A 26,604-nucleotide genomic window follows, 5' to 3' on the forward strand; every position below is an offset into this window, starting at 1 on the left:
AATAATGATTGGAATTTGAAATTTCAAAATTGGAATTTAAAAAATAAAAAATATGCTATACTACTTATTTGAATATTTTGACAAAACAATGGATCTTCCCGGGACAGGAGTTTTCCAGTATATCACGTTTAGATCGGCTTTAGCATTTATGCTTTCCTTGCTTTTGTCAACTATTTATGGTAAAAGAGTGATCAATTTTCTTCGTCGTCAGCAAGTTGGTGAGACTGTTAGAGAATTAGGTCTTGCAGGTCAAAATGAGAAAGCTGGTACGCCGACAATGGGAGGATTAATCATCATTTTTGCTACTTTAATTCCAGTTTTATTGTTTTCGAGACTGCATAACATTTATATCGTATTACTTATTGTAACTACGCTTTGGATGGGAACTATTGGTTTTGTGGACGATTACATCAAAATATTCAAAAAAGACAAGCAAGGTTTAAAAGGTATTTTTAAAGTTATTGGTCAAGTTGGTTTAGGAATTATTGTAGGAGCTGTTCTTTATTTTAATCCAGCTGTAACTGTACGAACAGATACTGGCCGTACAGATGTTTTTAAAACTACAGTGAATACAACAGTTGTGCTGCCTGCACCTGTTGAGGAAAAATCTACTGCAACAACGATTCCTTTTATAAAAAATAATGAATTTGATTATGCCGAAGTATTATCATTTATGGGAGATGGCTACGAGAAATGGGCGTGGCTGATCTTTATTCCGGTGGTAATTTTTATCATTACAGCAGTTTCTAATGGAGCAAATTTAACTGATGGTATTGATGGGCTCGCAGCCGGAACGTCGGCAATTTCGGTCCTCGCGCTCGGAATATTTACGTTTGTTTCTGGTAATATTATTTTTTCTAATTACCTCAATATTATGTATATCCCCAATTCGGGAGAGATGACAGTTTTTATTTCGGCATTTGTTGGTTCCTTAATCGGATTTCTCTGGTACAATTCTTATCCGGCATCTGTATTTATGGGCGATACAGGAAGTTTAACAATTGGAGGGATCATTGCAGTTTTGGCAATTGCAGTTCGTAAAGAAATCTTAATTGTGTTATTTGGAGGTATTTTCCTGGCAGAAAGTGCTTCAGTAATTATTCAGGTAACTTATTTTAAATATACTAAAAAACGTTTTGGCGAAGGACGTAGAATTTTCCTGATGTCGCCATTACATCATCATTATCAGAAAAAAGGATATCATGAAAGTAAAATCGTAACTCGTTTTTGGATTGTTGCTGTAATGCTTGCAATATTATCAATAATTACTTTAAAACTGAGATAGATGAGACTTGTAATATTAGGAGGGGGAGAAAGTGGTATTGGTACTGCAATCCTAGGGAAGAAGCAGGGATATGAGGTCTTTGTTTCGGATTTTGGAAAAATTAAAGAAAATTATAAAGAAGTTCTAATCATTAATCAAATTGCCTGGGAGGAAGAACAGCATACAGAAGACCTGATTTTAAATGCCGATGTCGTCATGAAAAGTCCAGGAATTCCAGAAAAATCACCCATAGTTAAAAAGCTGATTGCAGCAGGAATTAAGGTGATTTCTGAAATTGAGTTTGCTATACCTTTTACAGAGGCATTAACAATAGGAATTACAGGAAGCAACGGTAAAACGACAACAACAATGCTGACCCATCATCTGCTAAAATCTGCAGGACTCAATGTTGGTTTGGGAGGGAACATCGGAAAAAGCTTTGCCTGGCAGGTTGCAGAAAATAAGTTTGATGCCTATGTGCTCGAATTAAGCAGTTTTCAGCTCGACGGAATTATAGATTACAGACCAGATATTGCAATAATAACGAATATTAGTCCCGATCATTTGGATCGATATGATTACAAATATGAAAATTATATCGACTCGAAGTTTAGAATTACAATGAACCAGACCGAAAGCGATTATCTAATTTACGATGCAGATGATGAAGCAAGTACAGAATGGTTAAAAAACAATAAAACAAAAGCAAAATTAATTCCTTTTTCACTTACCAAAATATTTGACGAAGGGGCTTCTATAAATAACAACAAAATGGAAATAAAGATCAACCAAGAAGAGTTTACAATGGAAACAGAATACATTGCGTTAGAAGGAAAACATAATATGAAAAACGCAATGGCAGCAAGCTCTGTAGCGAAATTGATGCAGATTAGAAATGCAACAATACGCGAAAGTTTATCTAATTTTCAAGGTGTTGAACACCGTTTAGAAAAAGTATTAAAAATACAAAACGTACAATATATCAACGATTCTAAAGCCACTAATGTAAATGCTACATTCTTTGCTTTAGACAGTATGAATGTTCCAACAGTCTGGATTGTCGGAGGTGTTGATAAAGGAAATGATTATAACGAATTAATGTCATTGGTTCGTGAGAAAGTAAAAGCAATTGTATGTCTAGGAATCGACAATCGTAAAATTATCGATGCTTTTGGAAATGTTGTTGATATTATGGTTGAAGTGAATAATATGAATGATGCAGTTAAAACTGCACAACGTTTAACAGAAAAAGGCGATGCAGTATTATTGTCTCCAGCCTGCGCAAGTTTCGATTTATTCGAAAATTATGAAGACAGAGGAAAGCAGTTTAAACAAGCAGTGCACAATTTATAAAAAACAGTTTCAAGTTTCAGGTTTCAAGTTCGACAACTGAAACCTGAAACTTGAAACAAAGAAAACCTGAAACAAAATACTATGAAGCAATTGGTAAACAAATTAAAAGGAGATAGAGTAATATGGTCATTCGTGGCTTTATTAGCGCTGTTTTCATTTATGCCTGTTTTTAGTGCGAGTAGTAATCTTGCTTATATAGGTCATGGAACTGGAAACACGCTGGGTTATCTGGTAAAACATCTGGCACATATCTGTATTGGTTTTTTGATTATTTATTGGGTTCACAGAGTTCCGTATCATTATTTTAGAGCGATTTCAAAAATTGCACTTCCTGTGGTTTGGCTTTTACTGGCTTATACGCTGCTAAAAGGAACTGTAATAGCGGGAGCAAATGCAAGTCGTTGGATTCAGGTTCCGTTTATCGGAATTACGTTTCAGACTTCAACGCTGGCTTCTATTGTATTGTTTATATATGTTGCGCGTTATTTGTCCAAAACAAAAGAAGAAAATGAACCTTTTCAAACATCGTTTGTTCAGCTTTGGATTCCGGTTTTTATCACTTTGGCACTTATATTACCCGCGAACTTTTCTACAACAGCGCTGATTTTTGCAATGGTAATGATGCTGACATTTATTGGTAAATATCCGTTAAAATATATTGCTTTTATTATAGGTTCGGGAATTGCGATGCTGGCGTTTTTCCTTTTGGTTGCCAAAGCATTTCCAGATTCAAGATTCTTTAGCAGGGTATCAACATGGGAAAGCCGTATTTTGAACTTTACAACCGATAAACCTGATGAAGATGATTATCAGATTGAAAAAGCAAAAATTGCAATTGCATCTGGGAAACTGGGAGGTTTAGGACCTGGAAAAAGTGTTCAGAAAAACTTTTTACCACAATCTTCTTCAGATTTTATTTATGCAATTATTGTAGAAGAATATGGTTTAGTAGGCGGTGTGGCGATAGTAATTTTATATCTGCTGCTGTTGTTTCGATTTGTAATCGCCTCGCATAAAGCGAATACATTATTTGGAAAATTAGTCGTCGTCGGGCTCGGTTTTCCGATGATATTTCAGGCAATGATTAATATGGCAGTTGCAGTAGAATTACTGCCGGTTACAGGTCAGACGCTGCCTTTGATAAGTTCTGGAGGAAGTTCAATCTGGATGACTTGTTTCTCTCTCGGAATTATTATTAGTGTAACTAAAAAAGACGAAGAAGTTGCTGAAGAACTGGAAGAAAAAGAAAGAAGAAAAGAAGCGCTGCAAAGATTAATTGACAAAGAGCTGGCTGAAGAAGATTTGGCAGGCAATGAAAAGGAAGAGATTTTCGAAGAAGAGCCTATGTATTCGATAGAAGATAATTCGAAAAATCCGATGAATGCAGTTTTAAATAAATAAGAGAATAAATAGTTTAAAGATAGCTATTAAAGACATGACAAAGTATAAATTCATACTAAGCGGAGGAGGAACAGGAGGACATATTTATCCTGCAATTGCCATTGCAAACGAATTAAAATTGCAATTTCCTGATGCTGAATTTCTTTTTGTTGGAGCCAAAGATAAAATGGAAATGCAAAAAGTACCTCAGGCAGGTTACGAAATACAAGGTCTTTGGATTGCTGGTTTACAGCGAAAATTGACCTTACAAAATATGATGTTTCCCTTGAAACTAGCTACAAGTATGCTGGAATCGAGAAGAATTATTGGAAAATTTAAACCCAATGTAGTTATTGGAACAGGAGGTTTTGCCAGCGGACCTTTATTACAGGCAGCGGGTTCAGCAGGAATTCCAACTGTGATTCAGGAACAAAATTCTTTTCCTGGAATTACGAATAAGCTGCTCAGCAAAAAAGCAAATGCAATTTGTGTAGCTTATGAAAATTTAGGACGTTTTTTTCCAAAAGAAAAAATTGTTTTAACTGGAAATCCGGTTCGTCAAGATTTAATTGATATTGATACAAAACGTGATGAAGCCATAGCTTTTTATGGTTTAGATCCGAATAAAAAAACACTCTTGGTTTTAGGCGGCAGTTTAGGAGCGAGAAGAATTAATCAATTAATTCAGAAAGAACTTCAAAATTTTCTTTCGCAGGATGTTCAGATAATCTGGCAGTGCGGAAAATTATATTTTGAAGAATATAAAACACACAATCAGCAGCACGTCAGAGTAGTTGATTTTATTGAAAGAATGGATTTTGTGTATGCCGCGGCAGATGTGATTATTTCAAGAGCAGGCGCATCATCAGTTTCAGAATTGTGCATTGTTGGCAAGCCGGTTATTTTTATTCCGTCACCCAATGTAGCTGAGGATCACCAAACTAAAAATGCACAGGCGATTGTAGATGAAAAAGGAGCAATTTTATTAAAAGAATCGGAGTTAGAAAGTCAGTTTAGCATTGTTTTTGAAGCGCTGCTGAAAGATGAGGGAAAACAAGAGCAATTAAGTCAGACTATTAAAAAATTAGCAATGCCTAATGCAACAAAAGATATTGTTAATGAAATTATAAAGTTGTTATAATGTAATTTTTTTAAAAAATTATACAACATCATTAGAAAAGTAGAGTGCTATTTTAGGCATTTTTGATTGTAAAACAAGAAAAAATATAAAAGCTTAATTATTAGTTTTTTAACAGGAAAAACTCAAAAGAATTTAGCTTTTAAAACATAATTAAAATGAATTTAAACCAAATACAAAACGTTTATTTTATTGGTATTGGAGGCATCGGGATGAGTGCTCTGGCTCGTTATTTTAAATATATCGGGAAACAAGTGTCTGGTTACGATAAAACCCCTTCAATGTTAACTAGTGAATTAATCGAAAGCGGTATTGATATTCATTTTGAAGATAACATTGGTTTAATTCCAAGTGATTACTTTGTAGAGAATACTTTAGTGATTTTTACACCGGCTGTTCCAAAAACGCATTCAGAGTGGAATTATTTTATAGAAAGACAATACGAAGTAAAAAAGAGAGCTGAAGTTTTAGGAATTATTACTAAAGACACCTTTTGTTTTGCAGTTGCGGGTACACACGGAAAAACAACAACGTCTAGTATTTTAGGACATATTTTATATCAAAGCGGTGCAGATGTTACAGCTTTTATAGGAGGGATTGTAGAGAATTACGATTCGAATTTAATTGGAAGCGGCAAAACGGTAACAGTTGTAGAAGCTGATGAGTTTGACAGATCGTTCCTGCATTTACATCCTGATATTGCCTGCGTGACTTCTATGGATGCAGATCATTTGGATATTTACGGTACAAGCGATGCTATAGAAGCTTCTTTTGTTGAATTTGCAAATAAGGTTGAAGATAAAAATAATCTGTTTATAACCAAAGAATTGCCTTTGGAAGGAGTTCAGTGTGCTGTAAATGAAGATGCTGTATACAAAGCATTTAATATAAGAATTGAAGATGGAAGTTATGTTTTTGATGTGCAGACGCCTTCGGAGATAATAAAAGACCTTCATTTTGGACTGCCGGGAAAGCACAATTTAATGAATGCTTTAATGGCAATTGCGATGGCAAAAACGTACGATACACCAACAGATTCTATTGCTAAGGCGATTGCGTCTTTCAGCGGTATCAGAAGACGTTTTTCTTATCAGATTAAAACGGATGATTTGGTTTATATTGATGATTATGCGCATCATCCAACAGAGATAAACGCTGTACATCAAGCTGTTAGAGAATTGTATCCGGGTCGTAAAGTGTTAGCGGTTTTTCAGCCGCATTTATTCAGCAGAACAAGAGATTTTGCTGATGGTTTTGCAGCGAGTTTATCTGCATTTGATGAAGTGTTTTTGATGGATATTTATCCGGCAAGAGAGCTTCCGATGGAAGGAATTACTTCGGAATGGCTGTTGGAAAAAATGACAAATTCGAATAAAAAAATTGTTGCAAAAAATGATTTATTGGGAGAAATCAAAGCCAGTGATGCACCCATTATTGTAACAATTGGAGCTGGTGATATTGGTGAAATGGTTCCGTCAATTAAAAAGATGTTAGATGAAAATATTTAACTGGACAAACATAAGATTAGTGCTCATTTTTGGGCTTGTAATTTTTCTATATTCGTTTTCGCAGCATCGAAACGGAGATAGAAAATTAAAAAAATCTATGGTTGTTTTTGTAGGGGAAAATACGCTTTTTGTGAAGCCTGAAACGGTTAATAAATTGTTGATAGAAAATAGAAAAGATGCTTCCAGTATTAGAAAAGATGAAGTAGATTTGAATAAAATAGAGAAAACCCTGGATACACAAGACATGATTGAAAAGTCGGACGTTTTTGTAAGTATCGATGGTGTTCTAAAAGCAGTAGTAAAACAGAAGACACCAGTAGCACGAGTTTACGATGGTGCTTCTTCGTTTTATGTTGACTACGAGGGAAATAAAATGCCTTTATCAGACAATTACACTGCGCGAGTTCCTCTTGTTTCGGGGGCAATTAATGAAAAAAATAACGAAGATTTAGCAGCTCTGTTTCGCACAATTTATGACGATGCGTTTTTGAAAAAAAACATCATTGCAATACAAATTATGCCGAATGGCAGCTTAAAAATGTTTAATAGAAACTATGATTACTTCATAGATTTTGGAAGAACATTGAATGTTGATAAAAAATTTAGAAACTATAAAGCGTTTTTTCAAAAAGCAGTTTTAGATAGTTCGTTATATAAATACAGTAAGATTGACCTTAGGTTTACAGAACAAGTAGTTTGCACTAAATAATAGAAAATGGAAAAAGATAACATTGCAGTAGGTCTAGATATTGGGACAACCAAAATAGTTGCCATGATAGGCAAGAAAAACGAATATGGCAAACTTGAAATTTTGGGTATAGGTAAATCCAAAAGTTTAGGAGTTGCTCGTGGTGTAGTGAATAACATTACACAGACAATTCAATCAATTCAGCAAGCTATACTTGAAGCAGAAAATAATTCAGGTTATAAAATAAAAGATGTTGTCGTGGGTATTGCCGGACAACACATCAGAAGTATACAGCATACAGATTACATCAGCAGAAATAATCCGGAAGAAGTAATTGGCGAAAATGATATTCAGCAATTAATCGATCAGGTAAATAAACTGGCGATGCTGCCTGGAGAAGAAATTATTCACGTTCTGCCTCAGGAATTTAAAATAGACGGACAATCTGAAATTAAAGAACCAATCGGAATGTACGGCGGAAGATTAGAATCTAGTTTTCACGTTGTGGTTGGTCAGGCTTCTTCAATTAGAAATGTTGGGAGATGCATTCAGAGTTCAGGAATCGAATTATCTGGTTTAACATTAGAACCATTGGCTTCTGCAGATGCAGTTTTAAGTCAGGAAGAAAAAGAAGCAGGTGTAGCACTTATCGATATTGGTGGTGGTACAACTGATTTGGCGATTTTTAAAGACGGGATTATTCGTCATACAGCAGTAATTCCTTTTGGAGGAAATGTTATTACAGATGACATCAAAGAAGGCTGTTCGATTATAGAAAAACAAGCTGAACTTTTAAAAGTAAAATTCGGATCAGCATGGCCGGGCGAAAACAAAGACAATGAGATTGTTTCGATTCCGGGATTAAGAGGAAGAGAACCAAAAGAAATTTCGCTTAAAAACTTATCTAAAATTATTCACGCACGTGTAGTGGAAATTGTAGAACAGGTTTTTGCAGAAATCAAAGCTTACGGACACGAAGATCCTCGTAAAAAATTAATTGCTGGAATTGTTTTAACGGGTGGAGGCGCACAGCTCAAACACATTAAACAATTGGTAGAATATATTACAGGAATGGATACCAGAATTGGATATCCGAATGAGCATTTAGCAGGTAATTCAAGCGAAGAAATCTCTAGTCCGTTATTTGCAACTGCAGTTGGATTAGTGATGAACAGCATAGAAAATAGTACGCAAAGTGCTGTTAGAATGGAACTTGTAAATGAACAGCCAAAAGTTGTTTATAAAAATGTTACAAACCCAGTGCAGCAACGATACGAAGTAGAAGAAAACTACGTTGAGAGAGTAGAAACTATTGAAGAAGAACATAGAGAAGTTCGAAATAATAAGGCTGCTGCAGTAAAAGATGAGTCTACAGAAACTAAAATAAGAAGATCATTTTTTGATCGCTACGTTGATAAAATCAAAGAATTTTTAGATAACGCAGAATAGTAGAATAAGAATAAGAAAAGGAAATTACTTTTTGCCCCAAGTCAAGAAGTAAAAAATGTACAAAATAAGAATTTCAAAAACCAAAAAGATGATGAGCAACTCAGAATTTGGAAGTATATCATTTGATTTACCAAAAAACCAATCAAATGTAATCAAAGTAATAGGTGTAGGTGGAGGTGGAAGTAATGCTATCAACCACATGTTTAAGCAAGGTATTAAAGGCGTAGATTTTATCGTTTGTAATACCGATTCTCAGGCATTGCAGAATAGTTCAGTGCCAAACAAAATTCAGTTAGGAATGAACTTAACAGAAGGTCTTGGAGCAGGAGCAAATCCTGATGTAGGACAGCAATCTGCTATTGAAAGTATCGCCGACATAGAAAAAATGTTAGACCGCGGTACTAAGATGGTATTCATTACTGCTGGTATGGGTGGAGGTACAGGTACAGGTGCTGCGCCGGTTATTGCACAATTGGCAAAAGAAAGAGAAATCCTTACGGTTGGTATCGTGACAATTCCGTTTCAATTTGAAGGGAAAGTACGTCAGGAGCAGGCACTTTTAGGAATCGAAAAATTACGTAAACAAGTTGACTCATTAATTGTAATCAACAATAACAAATTAAGAGAAGTTTACGGAAACCTTGGTTTTAAAGCAGGATTTTCTAAAGCAGATGAAGTTTTGGCAACGGCCTCTAGAGGTATTGCCGAAGTAATTACACACCACTATACTCAGAATATCGATTTACGTGATGCTAAAACCGTTTTAGCAAACAGCGGAACAGCGATAATGGGATCTGCAGTATCAGAAGGAGAAAACAGAGCTAAAGATGCAATTGTATCTGCATTAGACTCTCCGTTGTTAAACGACAATAAAATTACAGGAGCCAAAAACGTATTGTTGCTTATCGTTTCTGGATCTAACGAAATAACGCTTGATGAAATCGGAGAAATCAACGATCACATTCAGGCAGAAGCGGGTTACAACGCAAATATTATCATGGGAGTTGGTGAAGACGAAACTCTTGGTGAGGCAATTGCTGTAACTATCATTGCGACAGGTTTTGATGTTGAACAGCAAAACGAAATCGTAAATACTGAGCCTAAAAAAATCATTCATACGTTAGAAGATGAGCAGAGAAGTGTTCATAATCTAACAAATCGATCATTGACTTCTTTTGATTTGAATGCAGAAACACCGACTGCTGTAAAACAAGAAGAGAAGGTTATTTTTGATTTAATGGAAGATACGGTTGCTCCCGTAGTTCCTACTCCAACAAATCCAATAAACGCTGCTCCGGCAATGAATCAGGAAGAGTTGGTAGTTATGTCTGAATTTATCAAAAATTTAGATGTAACTTTTGAAATCGTTTCGCCGATTACGGATATCGATTTTAAAATTACGACTCCGGAAAAACAGCTTTTTGAAGAAACGAGACAAGTACAGCAAAGAGTTTTTGAAAAAGAAGAGCAAACTACTTTTTCATTCGATCTGCCTTTATTTAGAGCAGAACCAGAGGTTAAAAAAGAACCGGCTGCAGAACAGGAAACTAAAATTTTGTTTGAATTAACAAATGAAACTCGTAATATAAAAGTAAATGATCCGGTGCAGTTTGTTCCGGTTACTGAACTTTCTGATAAAGGAATTATAAAATATTCTTTAGAGGAGTATATGGAAGTTGAAAATGAGTTAGTAACATCAAAACCAGTTGATAAAGTAGTTGAGGAAGTGATTCCGGAAGAATTGAACATTACTTTGAAACCAAGAGTTGATTTTGCTCAGGAAGCATCTTTTACAACAACCGATACAGCTTCTCCGTTAGAATTAACAATCGAAGAAACTTTACGTTTAAGAGCTGAAGAAAGAAGAAAAAAACTTAAAGAATTTAATTATAAGTTTCACAATAATGTTTCCAGAATAGACGAGCTCGAAAAAGAGCCTGCTTATAAAAGATTAGGTATAGATCTTTCGAATACACAATCAAATGCAGCTAATTCCAGAATTTCTGTGGGTACTGATAGTAATAATGATTTACAACTGCGTTCAAACAATTCATTTTTGCATGACAACGTAGATTAATTATACCTCTATAATAATTTAGGTAACCCGAAAATTGATTTAATTTTCGGGTTATTTTTTTTATCTTCGCACAGAATTTAAGAATTTGACTTTCTTTTGAAACTTTAAAAGAATTTTCAATTTTTACGAAGGGATAAAACTTCAAATCATAAATATGAATAAATAGGCATTTGCTTATTCAAATAGAAAAACTAAGATGAGTTTACAAACACAAATCATGGAAGAGATTAAAACTGCCATGAAAGCAAAAGATACAGTAGCATTAGAATCATTAAGAGCGATTAAATCTGAATTATTATTAGCTTCAACGGCTTCAGGTTCTAAAGAAGATTTGTCAGAAGACGAAGAAATTAAATTACTTCAAAGATTAGTTAAAACTCGTAAGGAGAGTGCAAGAATCTTTACTGAACAAAACCGTCCTGATTTGGCTGAGCCAGAGTTGGCACAAGTTGCTGTAATCGAAAAATTCCTTCCTGCACAATTAAGTGAAGAAGAAGTAGAAGCTGTAATTGCAAAAATTATTGCTGAAACTGGGGCTTCTGGAATTGCATCTATGGGAAAAGTTATGGGATTAGCTTCTGCTCAATTGGGTGGAACTGCTGAGGGAAAAACAATCTCGGCAATTGTAAAGAAACTTTTAGTTTAAAAAAAATATTCCCGAAGTTCCGGGATTAGATGTAGATTTTAGATTTCAATTAGCAATCTAAAATCTAAAATAAAAATGACCTCGTAGTTCAACTGGATAGAATATCAGATTTCGGCTCTGAGGGTTGGGGGTTCGAACCCCTCCGAGGTCACTATAAAATTTGAAAGCCTGAGAATGTAGATTCTCAGGCTTTTTTTATGGTTCAAAAATGATTGTCGAATTTTTTATTTTTTTGCAACGTCAGTTTTTACGGCAGATTTTGGTTTGAACTCCGTCAAGGATATAAAATTCTGGAGTAACTTTTTATTTGCATATTGAAAACAAAGTTTTTAAGTTCACTTTGTCATATATTAGTTTTTGCAAGATTGATTTGTCGTGTAAATTGACTTTATTTTACAATAAAATGTAAATGTAAAAGAGTTTTCTAAAAAAATTGATAGATTGCTACAATTCATATATTTGAATTTCTAAAAAATGACAGAGCAAAATAACTATATAGAAATCGGAAGAGGTGCCGAACTTATACCAATGGAATATTGGCACCAATATGTACTTGGTATTGACCTGACGGAAGAATTAAATTTTCTGGTTGTCAGCGAAGTTGGTAAAAATGAAATTATATACCAGAAGCGAATTTCACTCTTCGAAATTCATAATCCAGAATGGAGTAAACTTTTAGAAATTTCTAAAACCAAAGTGTTTATTGACAAACTAATTGAAATTAGCTCTGACAAAAAAATGGTGTTAAACGAATTGAATAAAATTTCAAAAAGTATTGACGATACCATGCTATTATTAAATGGAAATTGGATTTCAGAGAATGAATATAGTGGTTTAAACTACAATTCAAATTTTAGCAATTGGATTGACGCTATTGAAATAAAAGGTCATCTAAAATTTACTTTGGATTTGCAAATTGATAACAAAAGAAATTGTCATGTAGAAATCCCAGTAAATTACTTAAATGGCGGTGATGGTTATTTTTCAATAAAAATGGGAAGGTTTGAATTATCAAAGAATCAAATTTTGATCTGGCAAAACGATACTTTTCCAAGTAATATTAAATACGAATTATCTGAAAATGGATTGATTTTAGACCTGTTCGAACATCAAATTAAGTTCATTAGAATATAAAACATTAAATTAGTTTAGAGCTGGCACATTAAAACAAAATCACTGAATATTAATTGCTATTAGATATTTTCAATGAATCTAAAAGTTATATGATATTAGTCAAATATAGGTCTACTTAACAGGACTAGTTTAATGATGAAAATGTCTTGATATAATGACATACAAAACCATGAACCTACTAACAGTACAACAGATAAATTAAAGATGAGTTTCATTTAAAATCTTCAAATCCTCCAATAAAAGGTTCGAATTCTGTACCGCCAAGGTCACTATAAAAAAATGAAAGCCTGCAAAGTGTATATTTTGCAGGCTTTTTTATGGTTCGAAAATTTTTATGATTTTCTTCTAGATCTTGAAAAAGTCTATATTTAAAGGAGATTTTGGTTCGAACCCCATCAAGGAGTATTTGCATCAATTAATGATTTTAAATTTTCCTTTTATTGTTTCACCTTCAAAAGTTGCTGTATAGTAAACAATTTCATTATCAATTTTGTCAATTTTCACGTTTATTTTATCACCTATTTTGTAGTTTAAGCCTATAGCCGTTAATTCAATTACTATTGCATTATATTCACACTCATTTATCCATTCTATGTTTGATTTAATATAATTTTTACCACCATCTGGATACTCCGTAAATATATTGTCTTTAATAATTATGTAAGTTGAATCATCATCTGTTTCGGAATATCTTAGTTTGCAATTTTTTAATAATGAACAATTTACTTTTTCAGTAGATTGTTTTTTTGCTACATAGAAAAAACTCATATCATATTCCTTTGATGATTTTAATATTGGATAAAGTTTTTCATTTCTAATCAGCCATTTTTTATTTGCGGGGAAATTGTCATCGTTTTTTAGAATTAATATATCTTTTTTAATAGTCCAAGTTCCAAAAGTTGTATGCTTTTCACCTATTGTATAACTCATTTCAAAAGTACCATCGGATTTAAAATTAACAGTTGATTGAAGCCAACTTGTTTGAAACTCGTAAATTCCTGAAACGTCTGAGACATTATCTTTTTTTTGTTTTGAGATCATTTGATTCTCCGTTATATCAACAGTGTAAGCTGATAAAATCAGTACATAAGTAATATATATAAATAAACGAGTAATAGTTTTTAATTTAATCATTTGTTACATTATGTTATTGATTTTTCCTATTCTTGTGATATTACCGCAAACGTTCTGAGGCTACATGAGGTTTGCTAGTTATTAAACTGAGTATTTTCTGCTAACCAAAAATACAAATAAAAACAATTATCTCACTAAATCCGAAAATCACTTGAAAAAGCTGTAATCTAATGGCTTTTAGTGAGTATATTTTCAGCCACCTATTTCATTGTTTTTATTTTTTAAGTTTGTACGTCATTCATTTTTGAGGATCAAATTCAGTTAATGTATTTTTGAGTGATTCGAATCCATAATTTTCCTTTAGCCAAAAAGGGAATTCTTCAACTCTTTTGCTCTAATTTTCGATTGTAGATTTTAGAATAATACTTAAATCAATTTCTGTTTTTAGTATATCAATCTTGCTGAAACGGGGCTTCTGGAATTGCATCTATGGGAAAAGTTCTGGGATTAGATGTAGATTTTAGATTTCAATTAGCAATCTAAAATCTACATTCTTAAATCATAAATCAACCGACCGCGTAGTTCAACTGGATAGAATATCAGATTTCGGCTCTGAGGGTTGGGGGTTCGAACCCCTCCGAGGTCACTAAAAATTTTGAAAGCCTGCAAAGTGTATATTTTGCAGGCTTTTTTTGTGGTTAGAAAATCCTTTCGGAATTTTTTACTTTTTGCGAAGTCACTATTTGTAGGTTATTATGGTTCGAATCTCATCATGACTCTTCAATTTCTTTATTACAACTTATTGTTTTATAACTTGTGGAAGAGACATAATTCGTAACTTTGACTCTGCTGTTGGGTTTGTATATCATCAATATTCTTATGAGAAAAGAACATATTCAAATTATTGAAAGCTTATCCAATTATTCTATTAATTACTTAGTGGTTGGTGGCTGGGCAATCTTATTTAATGGATTTAAAAGACTTCCTAATGATTTAGATATATGGATTGAAAATGAAAAAGGAAATATTGAAAAATTACAAGATTCAGGAATTATATCTAATACAGTTATAGAAGATGATTTTTATATTAAAATTAGGAAAAATAATTGTAAGATAGAATTTATATCACAAATGAATGGACTGCTTTTTAAGGAGAGTTTTGATAATAAGAGAACTATAGTTATTAACAATAACAATGTGAACTATTTAAATATAATGGACATTATAACAAATAAAAAACTTTTAAAAAGAAAAAAAGATCTAATTGATTTAAATAGAATTTTATGCCAATAACACTTAATTTACAACTACCGCAAAAAGAATTTTATGTTTTTAAAAACGATTTAGAAAATATAAAATCAATCGCAGATTTTATCATTCCCGGTGATGACTTTCACTGGAATTATTATGATGAATTATACAAGAATAATAATTATCTCTTTGAATTATCTTGGGAATTTCATGATCTAATAACAAATGAGAGTGTTGAGTTAAAACAATTCTATGGAGAGGAAGATATAGAAAAATTTCCTTTTAATTTTTATTACGAAAAATCGAATCCTGAGGACCGCAGGGTATTCTTATCTTCATGGGAGAATACAATAAATCCATATTTATTAAATGATTTTTTACATAAAATTGTGCAGAGCGATCTTTACAACGATCTAAATCAGGAAACTCAAAATCAGATAACTAAGACCATAAAACTTACTGAAATAGCAATGAAATATGCAGTTAGGATAGGAATAACTATAGATCCTGATTGAACAGGTAATGATTACTAGATTAAAATATATTAAGACTTAGTAAAATTTTAATTGTTAGCTCTTAAGTATTTACTTCTTAGAATCTAATCTCAGAAGGGCAAGTTACTTGTATTAAATATTTTCAAATCCTCAAATAAACGGTTCGAATTCTTTGCCATCAAGGTCACTTAATAAAAAGTCTATTTCATTTACGAAATAGACTTTTTTTATATCTTTTTAAGAGCATTTTTAAATTGCAATCAGTAGGTTTACATATCCAAATTCTTGTACTAACCAGGATATTAACTTTATTTTAAATAATGGATCAAACAAATTATTATCAAAATAAAAGCAAAGTAGTTTTTATAGACGATTTCAATTCTTTACATTATGGGGTATATTATAATAGTCAGCCTTTCACCGGAATCAGAGAAACTATTAATACTAAAGAATATAGGAGAGCAACAATTGTAGATAGAAGATCGCATGGAATAGAATTTACGAAAAGTGAAAAATATTTCTCCATAATTGTTTATCTATATAATCAAAGCAGATATACTTTTGAAATCTACAAAAGAGATCCTCAAGATTCTAATTTCGATCTTTATACGGTATACGATTTAGATACCTTAGAGCTTATAATAGATTATAAGCCAATTGAGAATGGCAGAAGACGTCATTACGAAGGATATAATTTTACTCGTGAAGATCTGGATTATGATAAAAAAATAAAACACAGTTCTGAGGTTTTGCAGATTTATGCAGACAATAGAGAAACTTTTTATGACAAGGGTTTATTTGTTCACTCTTATTCGTATTCAAATACCCCTTTCGATCTCACTCGAGAACTAAACGAAGCGCGTATAGGAAAAGCTGTATATTCTTATATTGTTCAGGAAAGTATGAATGAGACGTTAGGATATACGGTTGAAGACGATTTTATGGAAAAATATGTTCTCCAAAATGAAATTGCTGAAAAAATTATTGCGGAAGATCAAATTCAGTATCCAATAAAATATATCGCTGGTGTTAGTTTGGCATACAATGACATAGAACAAAAAATGGTTTCAGTGATAGTAATAATGGATATTGAAACGCAGGAAATTGTTGAAAAGGCATTTTCCGAATCAGAAGATGTTACTATGCATGTTCCTGATTTATTTGCATATAATGAAGTCCCTTTAGTCGTAAAAGCTTTTGAGAAACTAAATATAAAACCTCATTTAGTTTTTTGCGACGGACATGGCATTGAACATCCTAGAAATGTTGGATTAGCAACTCATTTGGGAATTGAATTAGATATTCCAACAATTGGATGTCCACGCAAAAGACTTGTTGGATATTATGAAAAAGCGAATTTAGGACATTTAAGAGGAGATAATGAAGAACTATGGTTTGATGATAAAATTGTAGGCAAAGCATTACGAACTCAAGAAAACTGTAATCCGCTTTATGTTTCTATTGGACATAAAATAAGTTTGGAAACTGCAATTGACTGGGTTTTAAAAACTACTGTCAATACTCGAATTCCTGTTGTTGTGCAAGAAGCAATTAATATAACAGAAAAACTTATGCCAGAAAGAATTAGATATGATTTCCTAGATGATGAAGAAAACAGATATGGGATATTACTATAGAAAAATGAAGATTTAATTGAGCTTAAAAAACTCAGGAGAACTCACTCAAAGTTTTTAACCATCTAATAAATGGTTCGAATTCTGCTTTTACAAAGTCTCACTGTTTGCAAGTAATTTTGGTTCGAATTCCATCCAGCATTTATTTTTTTCTGCATTAATTATGCAGTTAATATCATTCTTAAATTCGTCTCCAGCTTTTTTTAAATTCAAATCATGACTAACACTGTAGCAGCTGTTAGTGGCTGGCATTTTTATCATTCGAATATTTTTCGAATCAGTTTTAATAATGGAAACCTTTTATTTTTAGATATTTCGCTATTTTCTATTGGTTTAGTTTCTATTACATTTTCACTTTGCTCATTTTTATAATTCTTCATTTCAAGCTCAAAAAGTTGATTTTCATCAAGCGGTTGTTTTAAGTCTGCTCCGCCTTTGTGTGCAAATTGTATATAATTTTCTGGTGGAATTGGTAATTTGTTTTCACATTCCTTTGAACATAAGTTCGTCAAAAGAGGTAAAATGTCTGTTCCAACCCTTAAAGAAATCCAAAGCTGATTTGTTTGCTCATAAGCCATAGTTTTACTGCAAATGCTGCAATTTACTGTGTCGCCTAAATACCGAACAGGATTATGATTTAAACGAGGAAAATCCATTCTGTTTTTCGAATTACCATACAACGTTCTTGTGCTTACTCTGCTGTCTTTTAGATTTTTGCATTTTGTAATTTCGTATGGAAACCAATGTAAATTGTATGAAGTGTAAGGGTCAAAATATTCAAGTGATTCCATCTCTCCAATTTCTGGTGGAATACGTTTTAATTTACTCCCATAAAGACAGACTTTCTTAACATTTTTCAGTTTTGAAATTGTCTCAGGCAAAGTAAAAATTTGCGCGAATAATTCTTGTCCAAGTTCTTCTAATGGAAAAAATTCCTCTCCATTTTCAGCAGCAACCTTGTCAACATAATCGCAAATTCTTTTCCAAGCAAAAGAATTTCTGTCTTGTACATTATTATCTATCTTGGATATTCTTTTATTCACTGTTTTATTAATTATGATTTCTTCTTATGCTTGCCACTAAGGTTCTGGCGCTTGGCGAGGTTGGGGAATAAAGATGGGAGAATTTTCGGTTAAAGACAAATTTCCCAAATGCAAAACCAACTTCCCGCTAAGCTAATCCCAAATTTTTGTCGTAGCTGTCGGAAGTAGTTATTTTTAAAGTTATGATGATGAATTTTTGTTAGTCAAAATAGGTGCCAGTTTCAACCTCTCCCAAAAATTGTATAACTTCTTCAAAAAAAGCTTGGAATTCGTTTCTGTTTTCTACTAATCCCCACAACGATTCAGAATTCCGCCCACTACTTTTAATGATACAATTTACATTTGAAACTGTTATTTCTTCAAATTCTTCCGTCTCTTCGTCTTCTTTTGTAACAGTAAAGTCAATTGGTTCGCTGAAAAATGAAATGAAAATCGGAAAAGTTTCCCTATCCGTTACTTTAAAAACTTCAAGATTTTCAAGTAAACTGCTCGTCTTTGTTAAATGAATTTTGAAAGCATAATTCTTTGCATCAGATAAATTTTCAAAATTCTCTTCTTTTACGATTTCAAGTTTGCTTTCTTTTGTTAGGTCACTTGACACATTAGTATCATTGAAGTCCCAAAAACTAATGTTTTTAATTTTATCATCATCGCCTGTCAAAATGGTGAATCCTTTTTCAATGTATCCATTCGAGGCAAGCTTTGAAATGAAAATTTTAATATCGACCAATTTTATTAAAGTATTGCTTTGAGGTACAATTTGTAAGTTGTGAAATATGCTCATATTTTTTATATCGTTCAGTTAGTTTTAGTATAATTATCGCCAACGTTCTGGCACTACAGCGGGTTTGGTACTAAATTAAGTCAATTCTTCGAATTTGCCACCCGAGTCTTAGCGAACAGTCGAAGCAAATCATCCCAAATAGAAAACAAACTTACTATTAAGCTAATTCCGAAATCTGTTGTAGCAGCTGTTATGTGGCGTTTTTTTTTATTCAATTTCTTTAATTTGTCCACTTTTATACAGTTCGTTAATCATTGTCTGTAACTCTTGCAGGTTTATATTTTTTATTTCATTTTTATATATTTCAGTTGATTGCATAAAAGACAAAAGAAACCAAGCATCTATATGACCAAACTCTGGCGGATTAGTTAAAACAACTTCAACTCGTTGTTTGTGTTTTTTGTTATAAAAGGCACATTCGCCACCGTGAAAATAATAATTCCAACGTTCAGACAGCTTTCCTTTTCTTGGGATTTTTTCATTACTTCTCGATATTAATTTTTTATATTCGTCCAAATTATTTATATCAAGATCAAACTTTTTCCCAAGTTCAAACATTAAATTTTTTCCTTGAATTCGGTAATCAAAAATGGCTTGTTTTATGATATTAGAATCAACTTTATTTGTTTTGAAAAAGTTTTTAAACCAATTTTTCATCGTTTAATTATAACTTGTTGGATTCTCCTTGTTCGGGCAAAATGAAGCATAACGTTTCTTGGCTTTGCGAAGTGTCTTCTCTTCGCTCCCTAATTGAAGCTAAAATAACGAAATTTTTAATTTGTACTATATTTATCCAAAAGAGCGGAAGCATTTCGTAAAACCGCTGTTGGTCGATCGTTTTTTTAATTTACTGGATTATTTCGATTTACATAGAAAAGTGTTCCTCCTGAACAATTATTTTCACCAGTTAAAATGCCGCGATTAAACAGAGCATGTGCATACATTGTGATTTCATTATTGTCTAAGTTCTTTTTCCAATTTTTTGTTTTTAAAATTTGATTCGCTAAAATATTAAAGTCTATTGATTTCTCAACTTTCAATAAATCTTCGGGAGAATAAAATTCTATTCCTAAATTCTTTAGTGCGTCTGGGTTTCTAAATTCAAAATGTCTAGTTTTATTATTTTTCGCTATTGAAATTATTTTAGCGACATTATAATCCTCGTAATCCAGCCCATATTCCCGATGCAAAGCGCCTAATAAACCATTGGCGTCTGTACAAATTTCGCGTGATTCTCCCGTATTAAGATTTTTGATATTTATAACTAGAAAAAATTGAAATGTTGAACCCTCATTTTCAATCGATGCTAAATAATTTAAATACTTTTCATCAGTTAGTTTTTGTGCAAAGGATGTTGCTATGAAAAATAATACTGACAATATTGTAAATTTTAGTTTCATCTTTAAAAAGGATTTTGGTTCAAATATTTTCAACGTTGGAGTAGTTGTTTGCAATAGTCAATTTTCGTTTAATGTTTTATGCGTCATTAATACAATAATTTAATAATATTCGATTTCTCTTTCAATTATTCTCGTAGTCTGATTTGCTTTAGAATAAGTTTTTCTAATCCAATTTTTATGTTTATCAGAAATGATATCTATTTTGATTATTTCAATACGTTCTTCATTATTTGCGTATCCTTCGGTTTTCCATTTTGAAATTATATTTTTTTCTGTAATCGTAGTTTTGTAGTAGTCTCTAATTTCTTTTTTATTTTTGTAATAATAAGACAAATCCTTTATTGAGTCTTTGTATGTATATGTGAACCTAGAACTTTTTAAAAAATCATTATCATAATCTTCTTTGATTTCGAGTGTATATTTTTTAGTCTTTAATTTTTTTGTTTCTTCTTTCAAATTATATTTTGGTCGAATTTTTATAGAAATTAATGTATCTTTTATTTCTTTATATTCATATTTTGTTAGTCTTTCTGGATAAAATGATAACTGATTATCTGCTTTAAAAACAACAGTTTTATCAGAATCATTTTCAGGATTAAGATATAAGTCTTCAATTAATTTATTTTTCTGGTCGTATTTGTATAATCGGTAATCTTGCAATAAATCATTAACAAAATGTTCCTGTTTTATCACTAAATTATTCTTAAAATAATTTATATATTTTTCTTTATAATTCTCATTAAAGTCTATAGTAGTTGAATCAGGAAATTCATTTTCAGTAGAAAAATATTGAATGACAGAATTAAACATTTTGCCTTTATTTTTTCTTGAAATTTTTTTAATTCTTTCTAAATCATCAAATTCCGTTGTATTCCATAAATTGTCTAATGATTTGTCGAATTTATTTATTTTGAGTATTTTTTTTAATTTCGAAAAATATATTTCAGAAATAGCTTTAGTTGTGTCAATTTTATCTTCCTTTTTATTTAAGTCAAAGACTTTTAAAGTAATTTTTTTAACATTACCATTAAAATCAATCTCTCTGGGAATTATTTGTTTTTTATCAATTTTAGTATTTTGAGAAAATAATAATCCAAATTGGAAAAATATAATAAATAAATAAGTCTTGTTCATTTTTACGATTTTCTTAAAATATCTGCTAACGTTCTGCTACTACAGCGGGTTTGGAACTAAATTAATCCCATTCTTCGGATTTACCACCAAGCGAGAGCGAATAGGCGAAGCAAATCTCACATATACAGAGCCAACTTTTCTCCCAATACTTCGGGAAAGTCAATTACCCAAATCGTTGCAGTAGCTGTTGTGAATAGTTGTTTTACTCTGTAACTTTTTTATTTACAAACTCAAGAACATCTTCAAAATATTCTTTTAGATTTTCAAATGGTTGTTCGCCAGCCATCCAATTCGCGAACTTCCAATATTTCCATTTTTCATTTTTAGCTTTTGGAGGTAACAATAAAAAATATTGTTCTTCTGATATTCCGCCAACAATAATTGCATTTTCTAATTCAACTAAACTATAGGCTTCAAGAATAAACTCATCGACATTTTTTAAGTAGTCAATGTTTTCAATATTTTCAAAACTTGGTTCAACGTCGTTTGGCGCAGAAAAACCGTTTGTTATTCTTAAAAACTCTTTATAATCGGCAGGAAATCTTATGTTAAGCTTGTTTTCTGCTTCTGATATTTGCTTTTCGGATGCTGGAATATTTCCTAGCCAATTATTTTTAATTTGTTCTGGTGTGAAATTAAAATCTTTGGATTTAATTGCTTTTTCAGAAATATCATTTAGTAAATTTTCCATCATTTCTTTTTTAGCTGGATTTTCACAATTACTCACAACGTTCTGCCGCTTGGAGAGGTTGGGGAATAAAGATGCGAGAATTTTCGGTTAAAGACAAATTTTCCAAATACAAAACAAACTTTCCTTCCGATACTTCATAAAATACTATTAACCAATCCGTTGTAGTAGCTGTTATGGTGGGTTTTTTATTCTATCCTATTTCCTTTTCTATCAATATTAAACCATTCATTACTTTCTACTTGTTCGTGCTCTTCTATATCTAAATATTTTTTGGCTTTAAAAGTAACTTTTGCCTGTCCATTTTCGAACCAGCCGGCATAGTCATAAATGCATGGAATTACAATTTGTCCAAATCTATTTGCATATCCCATTTTTCCGTTTCGTAATACTCTTAATAATCCATCGTGGAATGATTCGGGCCCATTGTCGAACATTATCATGTCAAAAAGTATATTTTGATTTCTGTCTATTGCGATTTGTCTGTTATAAACACTGTCATTGGGATGTTCGATAACTGAAGCAAAATGAATTAATGTATCAGTTCCAAAATAAGCATATCGTCCGAATGGTATTATTGTATCTCCTTTAGAGTCAAGATATGCCACTCTTGAACCATCTTGTAAGTAATCTTCGTTTGTTACGGCTATCAAAGAATCTCTCTTTACAGTATCCGATTCCTGTACATCATAATATTTGTAATCAGTAATCGCTCGATTTATAGATCGCTTACATGATGTTAAAGTCAAAAGGTAGATTCCAATAAATATTAAAAGCCGTTTTGTTTTCTCTTTCGCCACTCTTCTAATGTTATTAAAGTTTTATTTTTTGGATTAAAGTATTTTATTTCAAAAGTTTTTTGCTCTACATAATAATTGAATTCTTTATTTCCGGCGTTTACTTTAATCCAATAATAATTTTTTCCTGTATCAAATGGAGATTCTATTACGCTTGTTGAAGACCAGTCTTTTTGATTTTCGGGTATTTCCATCATTAAGGTCATAATCTTTTGTCTTATTTTATTGTCCACATTGCAAATCTTACAAATTTCAAAACTTGGATTTCTTGTAGGGAAAAAAACTTCATTGAGTAGAGGCTTATTTTTTTCAAGATCTGCAACTCTTTTTTCTGTCCATTGATAATAAATAAAATGCTTTCTAGATTTATCATCTTCAAGATTGTATTTATATGTTTTAAGAGCTGAAGTTTTGTCTCCTATGCTTTCATAATAATTACCAATTGCATAATAATTACCATTAGAATTGCCAATACTATCGATAAATGATTTTGCAGTTTTATAGTCTTTTAATTTAATGTAGTTTGCTGCATAAGCGATTGCAATATTTCCAGTTTTGTTCTTTTCGAAATTTAATTCGCCTATTGATTCTTTATACTTGCCAATTTTATAGAGCAACTCTGCTTTAAAATAGTGCAGGCTTTGATCTGTTTGAGGTTTTATCTGCGTTCTATATTTATCTGTTTTATTTCTACTATTAACTAAAAAACTATCTATTATAGTAATCATATCTTTTGGGTTATTTTCAGATTTTTTGTAAAGCTTAATTAATTCAATATCAAATTTTCTGTATTCATTAGAAACTTTATCCATTTCTTTATGTATTCTTTCGTGGTCATCTTTGCAAGAAATGAAAGTAAGAAGCGATAGAATTATATAAAAAAATCTCATACTTTTTGTGGTAAAATTGCTTATAACTTGTATATATGTCTGATTATATTTGACTTATCTCCCTTAAATAGTGTGGCTATATCTGAAAAGGTCAGTTTTTTGTTTTTCAAAAATAGGATTTTTATTTCAGAAACCATCGAATGGACTTTTCATTTGTTGAATACTTAGTACTAACATGAGTGTAAATTTCGACGGTCTTGTGGCTTTAATAAATTAACAGAAATGAGATTTACCAATAGTATTGTAAACTTCAAATCTTCAAATTAGACATGATTTAAAATCTTTAAATCTTCTAATAAGCAGTTCCAATTCTTTACCATCAAGGTCACTATAAATTTTGAAAGCCTGAGAATATCGATTCTCAGGCTTTTTTATGATTTAAAAATTCTCATTTAATTTGCAGATAATTTTGGTTAGTATCCCATTTCAGATCTTCAATTTTTATACTTAACCTATTCGTTTTACAAAAACTTCTCAGGACCTAAAAACAAACTTTTATCTCTAAGATAGGCTGTAATCCAAATTAAAACTAATGCTATTCCTGGATTAAACATTGAACCATCATGAGACAACTCTGTTGCCATTGCTCCCGCAAAATAACAAGACAAAAGAATAAAACCTATGCGCATTGTCTTTGGAAAAATAAAGAGAATAGCGAAAGTCATCTCCATTAAACCAAGGACAGTTGCAGAATTTGGTAAATTAAACTTAACCAATCCTTCTACTGACCAAGGCAAATGAATAGCTTTCATAAGACCGCTTAAAACTACCATAAGTATAGTTAACGATGTAAGCAAAAGGGTAATAAACTTTTTTGTTTTCATATTCTTCTTTAGATTATTTGCTTAAAGTTCTGGTTTCAATAATCAAAAAATAACCATTTCGCTCTTTTATCCACCATTTTCCATCTTCAAAAACGTATACATCATCATATCTAACGCTATAATCCGACAAAATATCTTTTCCTTCATTTTCTCTAATCATTTTTATTTGTGAAAAAGAAACACCAGTTGCTCTATTACCTTCAATTTCCACTTGATGCTGTCCATTCAATGTAAAGTAAGTTTTTACCTCGGAAGCATGTTTATTAAAATCCTGTTCCATATTTTCTCTTCCCGAAACACTTGAGATTAGAGAGTTATTCATGAATACATTATAGCGTAAATCTGGTGTAAATAAATCTATTACTTGAGAGATTTTTTTTTCATCTCCTAAAGACGCATATGCATCTACTAATGCTCTTAATTCTTCTTTGCTTTTTAAAATTTCTAATGTCATAATTTATTAATTAAGTTATGAAACAAAATTATAGTATATTAGCTTACTATTTATTAGTCATTACCTAAAGGTTAGTGGCTTACAAAATCGTATCTATGAAAGAATTAGAAAAAACTCAAATCGAAAACAAACCATTTACTGAAGAATGTAATACTGTTTTAATGGCTGTTTCAGATGCTCTTTATGCAATTGGAGGCAAATGGAAACTCATGATTATAATTTCAATGGCCAGAGGAAATAAAAGATTTACTGAAATTCAACGACAAGTCAATGGTATTTCGGCAAGAGTTCTTTCGAGTGAACTAAAAGAGTTGGAAATGAACGGCTTTATTATAAAGAAAGTTGCCGTAGGATACCCTGTAACTATTGAATATGAGCTATTGCCTTATAGTCAGACATTACAGGAAGTAGTAGAAGCAATGACAAAATGGGGAATGCAGCATCGTCAAAAAATAAAAACAGAAAGATAATCTGTAAATATAAAAAGTGAATAATGATCTAATATCTAATTAGATCCACTAAGCAGAGATTATTTTGATAAAAAGTAAAAAGAAAATTGAAGTCTTTGCAAAAAGCTTCATAAATTTCAATTCACTTGAGACTCGCAAGACTTTTGACTATACTTTTATATCCTTTCAAATAAACCGTTTTTGATTTGAATGTTATCGAAATTGCGTCACTCTGTTCAGAAGTTGATAAAGTATCTATATGTATGGAATACAGACCATTTAGTCCGTTAAATTTCGACTTTGAAATTTTTATCGAATCCTTTTTCTCATTAACAAACTCAAATTTAGCAGAATACATGAGGTTTTTAGTTAAATCGTTTAGCGTTAACCAACCTGAATTTCTTTCAAAATTTATTTCAAATGAACTATCGTCAGTTAAATAGTGTTTATTCATGTAAAAACTTGATAGATACAGATTCCCGTAAATATCACTTTCAATTTCTTGTTTTTTATTACAGCTAATAAACAGTAAAAGCAGTACAGTACTTAGTATGATTTTATAACTTCTCAACATTTGTTTTGTTTTTATCTTTTAAATTAAAACTTTGGATATTCTTTTAGGATTTCCAATGTTTTCCAATCAATAACTTTGATGTCTTTTGCTTTTTGTTTAAGATTTTCAATTCCCAGATTTGTTAACCAATTTTCTACTTTCTCCTCAATTTCAAAAAAATCTAATTCTATATTTTCTTTTAAATCAGGTTTATTTCTAATTCCAATTGCGGGATAATGCTGCCCCAGAAAGTTATAAAAAGAAACCAGAAAAACTTCAACTTTATCACTGTCAATTTTTAAAATATGAGGAATCTCATTTCTTATATATTCCAGACAGGACACAATTAAATCATAATCCCAATTTAACTGTTCATGAATATCCGGTTCAATTGGCATATAACTTTTTCTGCTATTCTCATTAAATTCCATAATCAATGATTTATATTTTTGGATTGAAGATTTACTTCTATGAAGTACCTGCGAAAAATTGTGAGTA

The 26,604-nt window shown here is 31.6% G+C and carries 27 protein-coding genes and 2 tRNA genes; 16 read left to right on the forward strand and 13 right to left on the reverse strand.

Going from position 1 to position 26,604, the window contains the following annotated elements:
- Positions 1-52 precede the first annotated feature (52 nt).
- From mraY to B0A68_RS01480, 11 genes are all read left to right on the forward strand, one after another.
- Positions 53-1,285, forward strand: a complete 1,233-nt coding sequence (gene mraY, locus B0A68_RS01430) for a phospho-N-acetylmuramoyl-pentapeptide-transferase (RefSeq protein ID WP_035685392.1) — start codon at positions 53-55, stop codon at positions 1,283-1,285.
- Positions 1,286-2,617 (forward strand): UDP-N-acetylmuramoyl-L-alanine--D-glutamate ligase, encoded by a 1,332-nt coding sequence (murD, locus tag B0A68_RS01435; RefSeq protein WP_035685391.1) that lies wholly within the window; start codon positions 1,286-1,288, stop codon positions 2,615-2,617.
- An 81-nt stretch (positions 2,618-2,698) separates the two neighbouring features.
- Positions 2,699-4,018, forward strand: a complete 1,320-nt coding sequence (locus B0A68_RS01440) for an FtsW/RodA/SpoVE family cell cycle protein (RefSeq protein WP_035685389.1) — start codon at positions 2,699-2,701, stop codon at positions 4,016-4,018.
- A 34-nt stretch (positions 4,019-4,052) separates the two neighbouring features.
- Positions 4,053-5,138, forward strand: coding sequence for an undecaprenyldiphospho-muramoylpentapeptide beta-N-acetylglucosaminyltransferase (murG, locus tag B0A68_RS01445; protein WP_035685387.1), 1,086 nt, complete (start codon positions 4,053-4,055; stop codon positions 5,136-5,138).
- Between the two features lie 155 nt (positions 5,139-5,293).
- Positions 5,294-6,643, forward strand: coding sequence for a UDP-N-acetylmuramate--L-alanine ligase (murC, locus tag B0A68_RS01450; protein ID WP_035685385.1), 1,350 nt, complete (start codon positions 5,294-5,296; stop codon positions 6,641-6,643).
- Positions 6,630-7,352, forward strand: a complete 723-nt coding sequence (locus B0A68_RS01455) for a cell division protein FtsQ/DivIB (protein WP_035685384.1) — start codon at positions 6,630-6,632, stop codon at positions 7,350-7,352. The genes murC and B0A68_RS01455 overlap by 14 nt, the downstream gene beginning before the upstream one ends.
- Before the next feature lie 6 nt (positions 7,353-7,358).
- The gene (gene ftsA, locus B0A68_RS01460; RefSeq protein ID WP_035685382.1) at positions 7,359-8,780 is read left to right on the forward strand and encodes a cell division protein FtsA; all 1,422 of its coding nucleotides are present in this window, start codon (positions 7,359-7,361) and stop codon (positions 8,778-8,780) included.
- An 88-nt stretch (positions 8,781-8,868) separates the two neighbouring features.
- On the forward strand, positions 8,869-10,857 hold the full coding sequence (gene ftsZ, locus B0A68_RS01465; RefSeq protein WP_035688228.1) for a cell division protein FtsZ: 1,989 nt from the start codon (positions 8,869-8,871) through the stop codon (positions 10,855-10,857).
- 196 nt (positions 10,858-11,053) lie between these two features.
- Positions 11,054-11,503, forward strand: coding sequence for a GatB/YqeY domain-containing protein (locus B0A68_RS01470; protein ID WP_035685380.1), 450 nt, complete (start codon positions 11,054-11,056; stop codon positions 11,501-11,503).
- Between the two features lie 77 nt (positions 11,504-11,580).
- Positions 11,581-11,654: transfer RNA gene (locus B0A68_RS01475), tRNA-Arg, on the forward strand.
- 323 nt (positions 11,655-11,977) lie between these two features.
- Positions 11,978-12,637, forward strand: a complete 660-nt coding sequence (locus tag B0A68_RS01480) for a hypothetical protein (protein ID WP_035685377.1) — start codon at positions 11,978-11,980, stop codon at positions 12,635-12,637.
- A gap of 411 nt (positions 12,638-13,048) precedes the next feature.
- Here B0A68_RS01480 and B0A68_RS01490 read toward each other — a convergent pair whose 3' ends face one another.
- Positions 13,049-13,771 carry a hypothetical protein gene (locus tag B0A68_RS01490; protein ID WP_051892662.1) on the reverse strand — a complete coding sequence of 241 codons (723 nt, stop codon included), beginning with the start codon at positions 13,769-13,771 and terminating at the stop codon, positions 13,049-13,051.
- 512 nt (positions 13,772-14,283) lie between these two features.
- Here B0A68_RS01490 and B0A68_RS01495 point away from each other — a divergent pair.
- From B0A68_RS01495 to B0A68_RS01510, 4 genes are all read left to right on the forward strand, one after another.
- Positions 14,284-14,357 (forward strand) — tRNA-Arg (locus B0A68_RS01495).
- A 233-nt stretch (positions 14,358-14,590) separates the two neighbouring features.
- Complete coding sequence (locus tag B0A68_RS01500; protein ID WP_035685371.1) at positions 14,591-15,004, forward strand: hypothetical protein; 414 nt, start codon at positions 14,591-14,593, stop codon at positions 15,002-15,004.
- On the forward strand, positions 14,995-15,477 hold the full coding sequence (locus B0A68_RS01505) for a hypothetical protein (RefSeq protein WP_035685368.1): 483 nt from the start codon (positions 14,995-14,997) through the stop codon (positions 15,475-15,477). The genes B0A68_RS01500 and B0A68_RS01505 overlap by 10 nt, the downstream gene beginning before the upstream one ends.
- A 299-nt stretch (positions 15,478-15,776) precedes the next feature.
- Positions 15,777-17,093: an endonuclease V gene (locus B0A68_RS01510; protein ID WP_051892660.1), complete on the forward strand. Its 1,317-nt coding sequence runs from the start codon at positions 15,777-15,779 to the stop codon at positions 17,091-17,093.
- A gap of 87 nt (positions 17,094-17,180) precedes the next feature.
- Here B0A68_RS01510 and B0A68_RS24380 read toward each other — a convergent pair whose 3' ends face one another.
- The 11 genes from B0A68_RS24380 to B0A68_RS01560 all read right to left on the reverse strand — a co-directional run bounded on the left by B0A68_RS24380 (position 17,181) and on the right by B0A68_RS01560 (position 25,104).
- Positions 17,181-17,351, reverse strand: coding sequence for a hypothetical protein (locus B0A68_RS24380; protein WP_165571342.1), 171 nt, complete (start codon positions 17,349-17,351; stop codon positions 17,181-17,183).
- Positions 17,348-18,133, reverse strand: coding sequence for a hypothetical protein (locus B0A68_RS01515; RefSeq protein ID WP_205623788.1), 786 nt, complete (start codon positions 18,131-18,133; stop codon positions 17,348-17,350). Before B0A68_RS01515 ends, B0A68_RS24380 begins: the two co-directional genes overlap by 4 nt.
- A gap of 199 nt (positions 18,134-18,332) precedes the next feature.
- The gene (locus B0A68_RS01520; protein WP_035685365.1) at positions 18,333-18,917 is read right to left on the reverse strand and encodes a hypothetical protein; all 585 of its coding nucleotides are present in this window, start codon (positions 18,915-18,917) and stop codon (positions 18,333-18,335) included.
- A 207-nt stretch (positions 18,918-19,124) separates the two neighbouring features.
- Entirely contained in the window at positions 19,125-19,574 is a 450-nt protein-coding gene (locus tag B0A68_RS01525; protein WP_051892657.1) for a DUF6896 domain-containing protein, read from the reverse strand.
- 185 nt (positions 19,575-19,759) lie between these two features.
- Positions 19,760-20,317, reverse strand: coding sequence for a hypothetical protein (locus B0A68_RS01530; protein ID WP_035685362.1), 558 nt, complete (start codon positions 20,315-20,317; stop codon positions 19,760-19,762).
- Between the two features lie 99 nt (positions 20,318-20,416).
- Positions 20,417-21,451, reverse strand: coding sequence for a hypothetical protein (locus B0A68_RS01535; protein ID WP_035685360.1), 1,035 nt, complete (start codon positions 21,449-21,451; stop codon positions 20,417-20,419).
- 202 nt (positions 21,452-21,653) lie between these two features.
- Entirely contained in the window at positions 21,654-22,142 is a 489-nt protein-coding gene (locus B0A68_RS01540; RefSeq protein WP_035685357.1) for an SMI1/KNR4 family protein, read from the reverse strand.
- Positions 22,143-22,327: 185 nt separating this feature from the next.
- Positions 22,328-22,888 carry a WG repeat-containing protein gene (locus B0A68_RS01545; RefSeq protein ID WP_035685356.1) on the reverse strand — a complete coding sequence of 187 codons (561 nt, stop codon included), beginning with the start codon at positions 22,886-22,888 and terminating at the stop codon, positions 22,328-22,330.
- 20 nt (positions 22,889-22,908) lie between these two features.
- Entirely contained in the window at positions 22,909-23,826 is a 918-nt protein-coding gene (locus B0A68_RS01550) for a hypothetical protein (RefSeq protein WP_123947463.1), read from the reverse strand.
- A 461-nt stretch (positions 23,827-24,287) separates the two neighbouring features.
- A complete protein-coding gene (locus B0A68_RS01555) occupies positions 24,288-24,650 on the reverse strand; it encodes a DoxX family protein (RefSeq protein WP_035685350.1) in 363 nt (120 codons plus the stop codon).
- A 13-nt stretch (positions 24,651-24,663) separates the two neighbouring features.
- Positions 24,664-25,104 (reverse strand): nuclear transport factor 2 family protein, encoded by a 441-nt coding sequence (locus B0A68_RS01560; RefSeq protein ID WP_035685347.1) that lies wholly within the window; start codon positions 25,102-25,104, stop codon positions 24,664-24,666.
- Between the two features lie 95 nt (positions 25,105-25,199).
- Here B0A68_RS01560 and B0A68_RS01565 point away from each other — a divergent pair, with 95 nt between their 5' ends.
- Positions 25,200-25,574, forward strand: coding sequence for a winged helix-turn-helix transcriptional regulator (locus B0A68_RS01565; RefSeq protein ID WP_035685344.1), 375 nt, complete (start codon positions 25,200-25,202; stop codon positions 25,572-25,574).
- A 576-nt stretch (positions 25,575-26,150) separates the two neighbouring features.
- On the opposite strand, the gene B0A68_RS01575 is transcribed toward B0A68_RS01565, so the two are convergent.
- Positions 26,151-26,537 carry a hypothetical protein gene (locus B0A68_RS01575; RefSeq protein ID WP_035685338.1) on the reverse strand — a complete coding sequence of 129 codons (387 nt, stop codon included), beginning with the start codon at positions 26,535-26,537 and terminating at the stop codon, positions 26,151-26,153.
- Positions 26,538-26,604: the final 67 nt, after the last annotated feature.

Origin of the sequence: Flavobacterium reichenbachii (assembly GCF_002217435.1) — a bacterium.
Lineage (GTDB): Bacteria > Bacteroidota > Bacteroidia > Flavobacteriales > Flavobacteriaceae > Flavobacterium > Flavobacterium reichenbachii.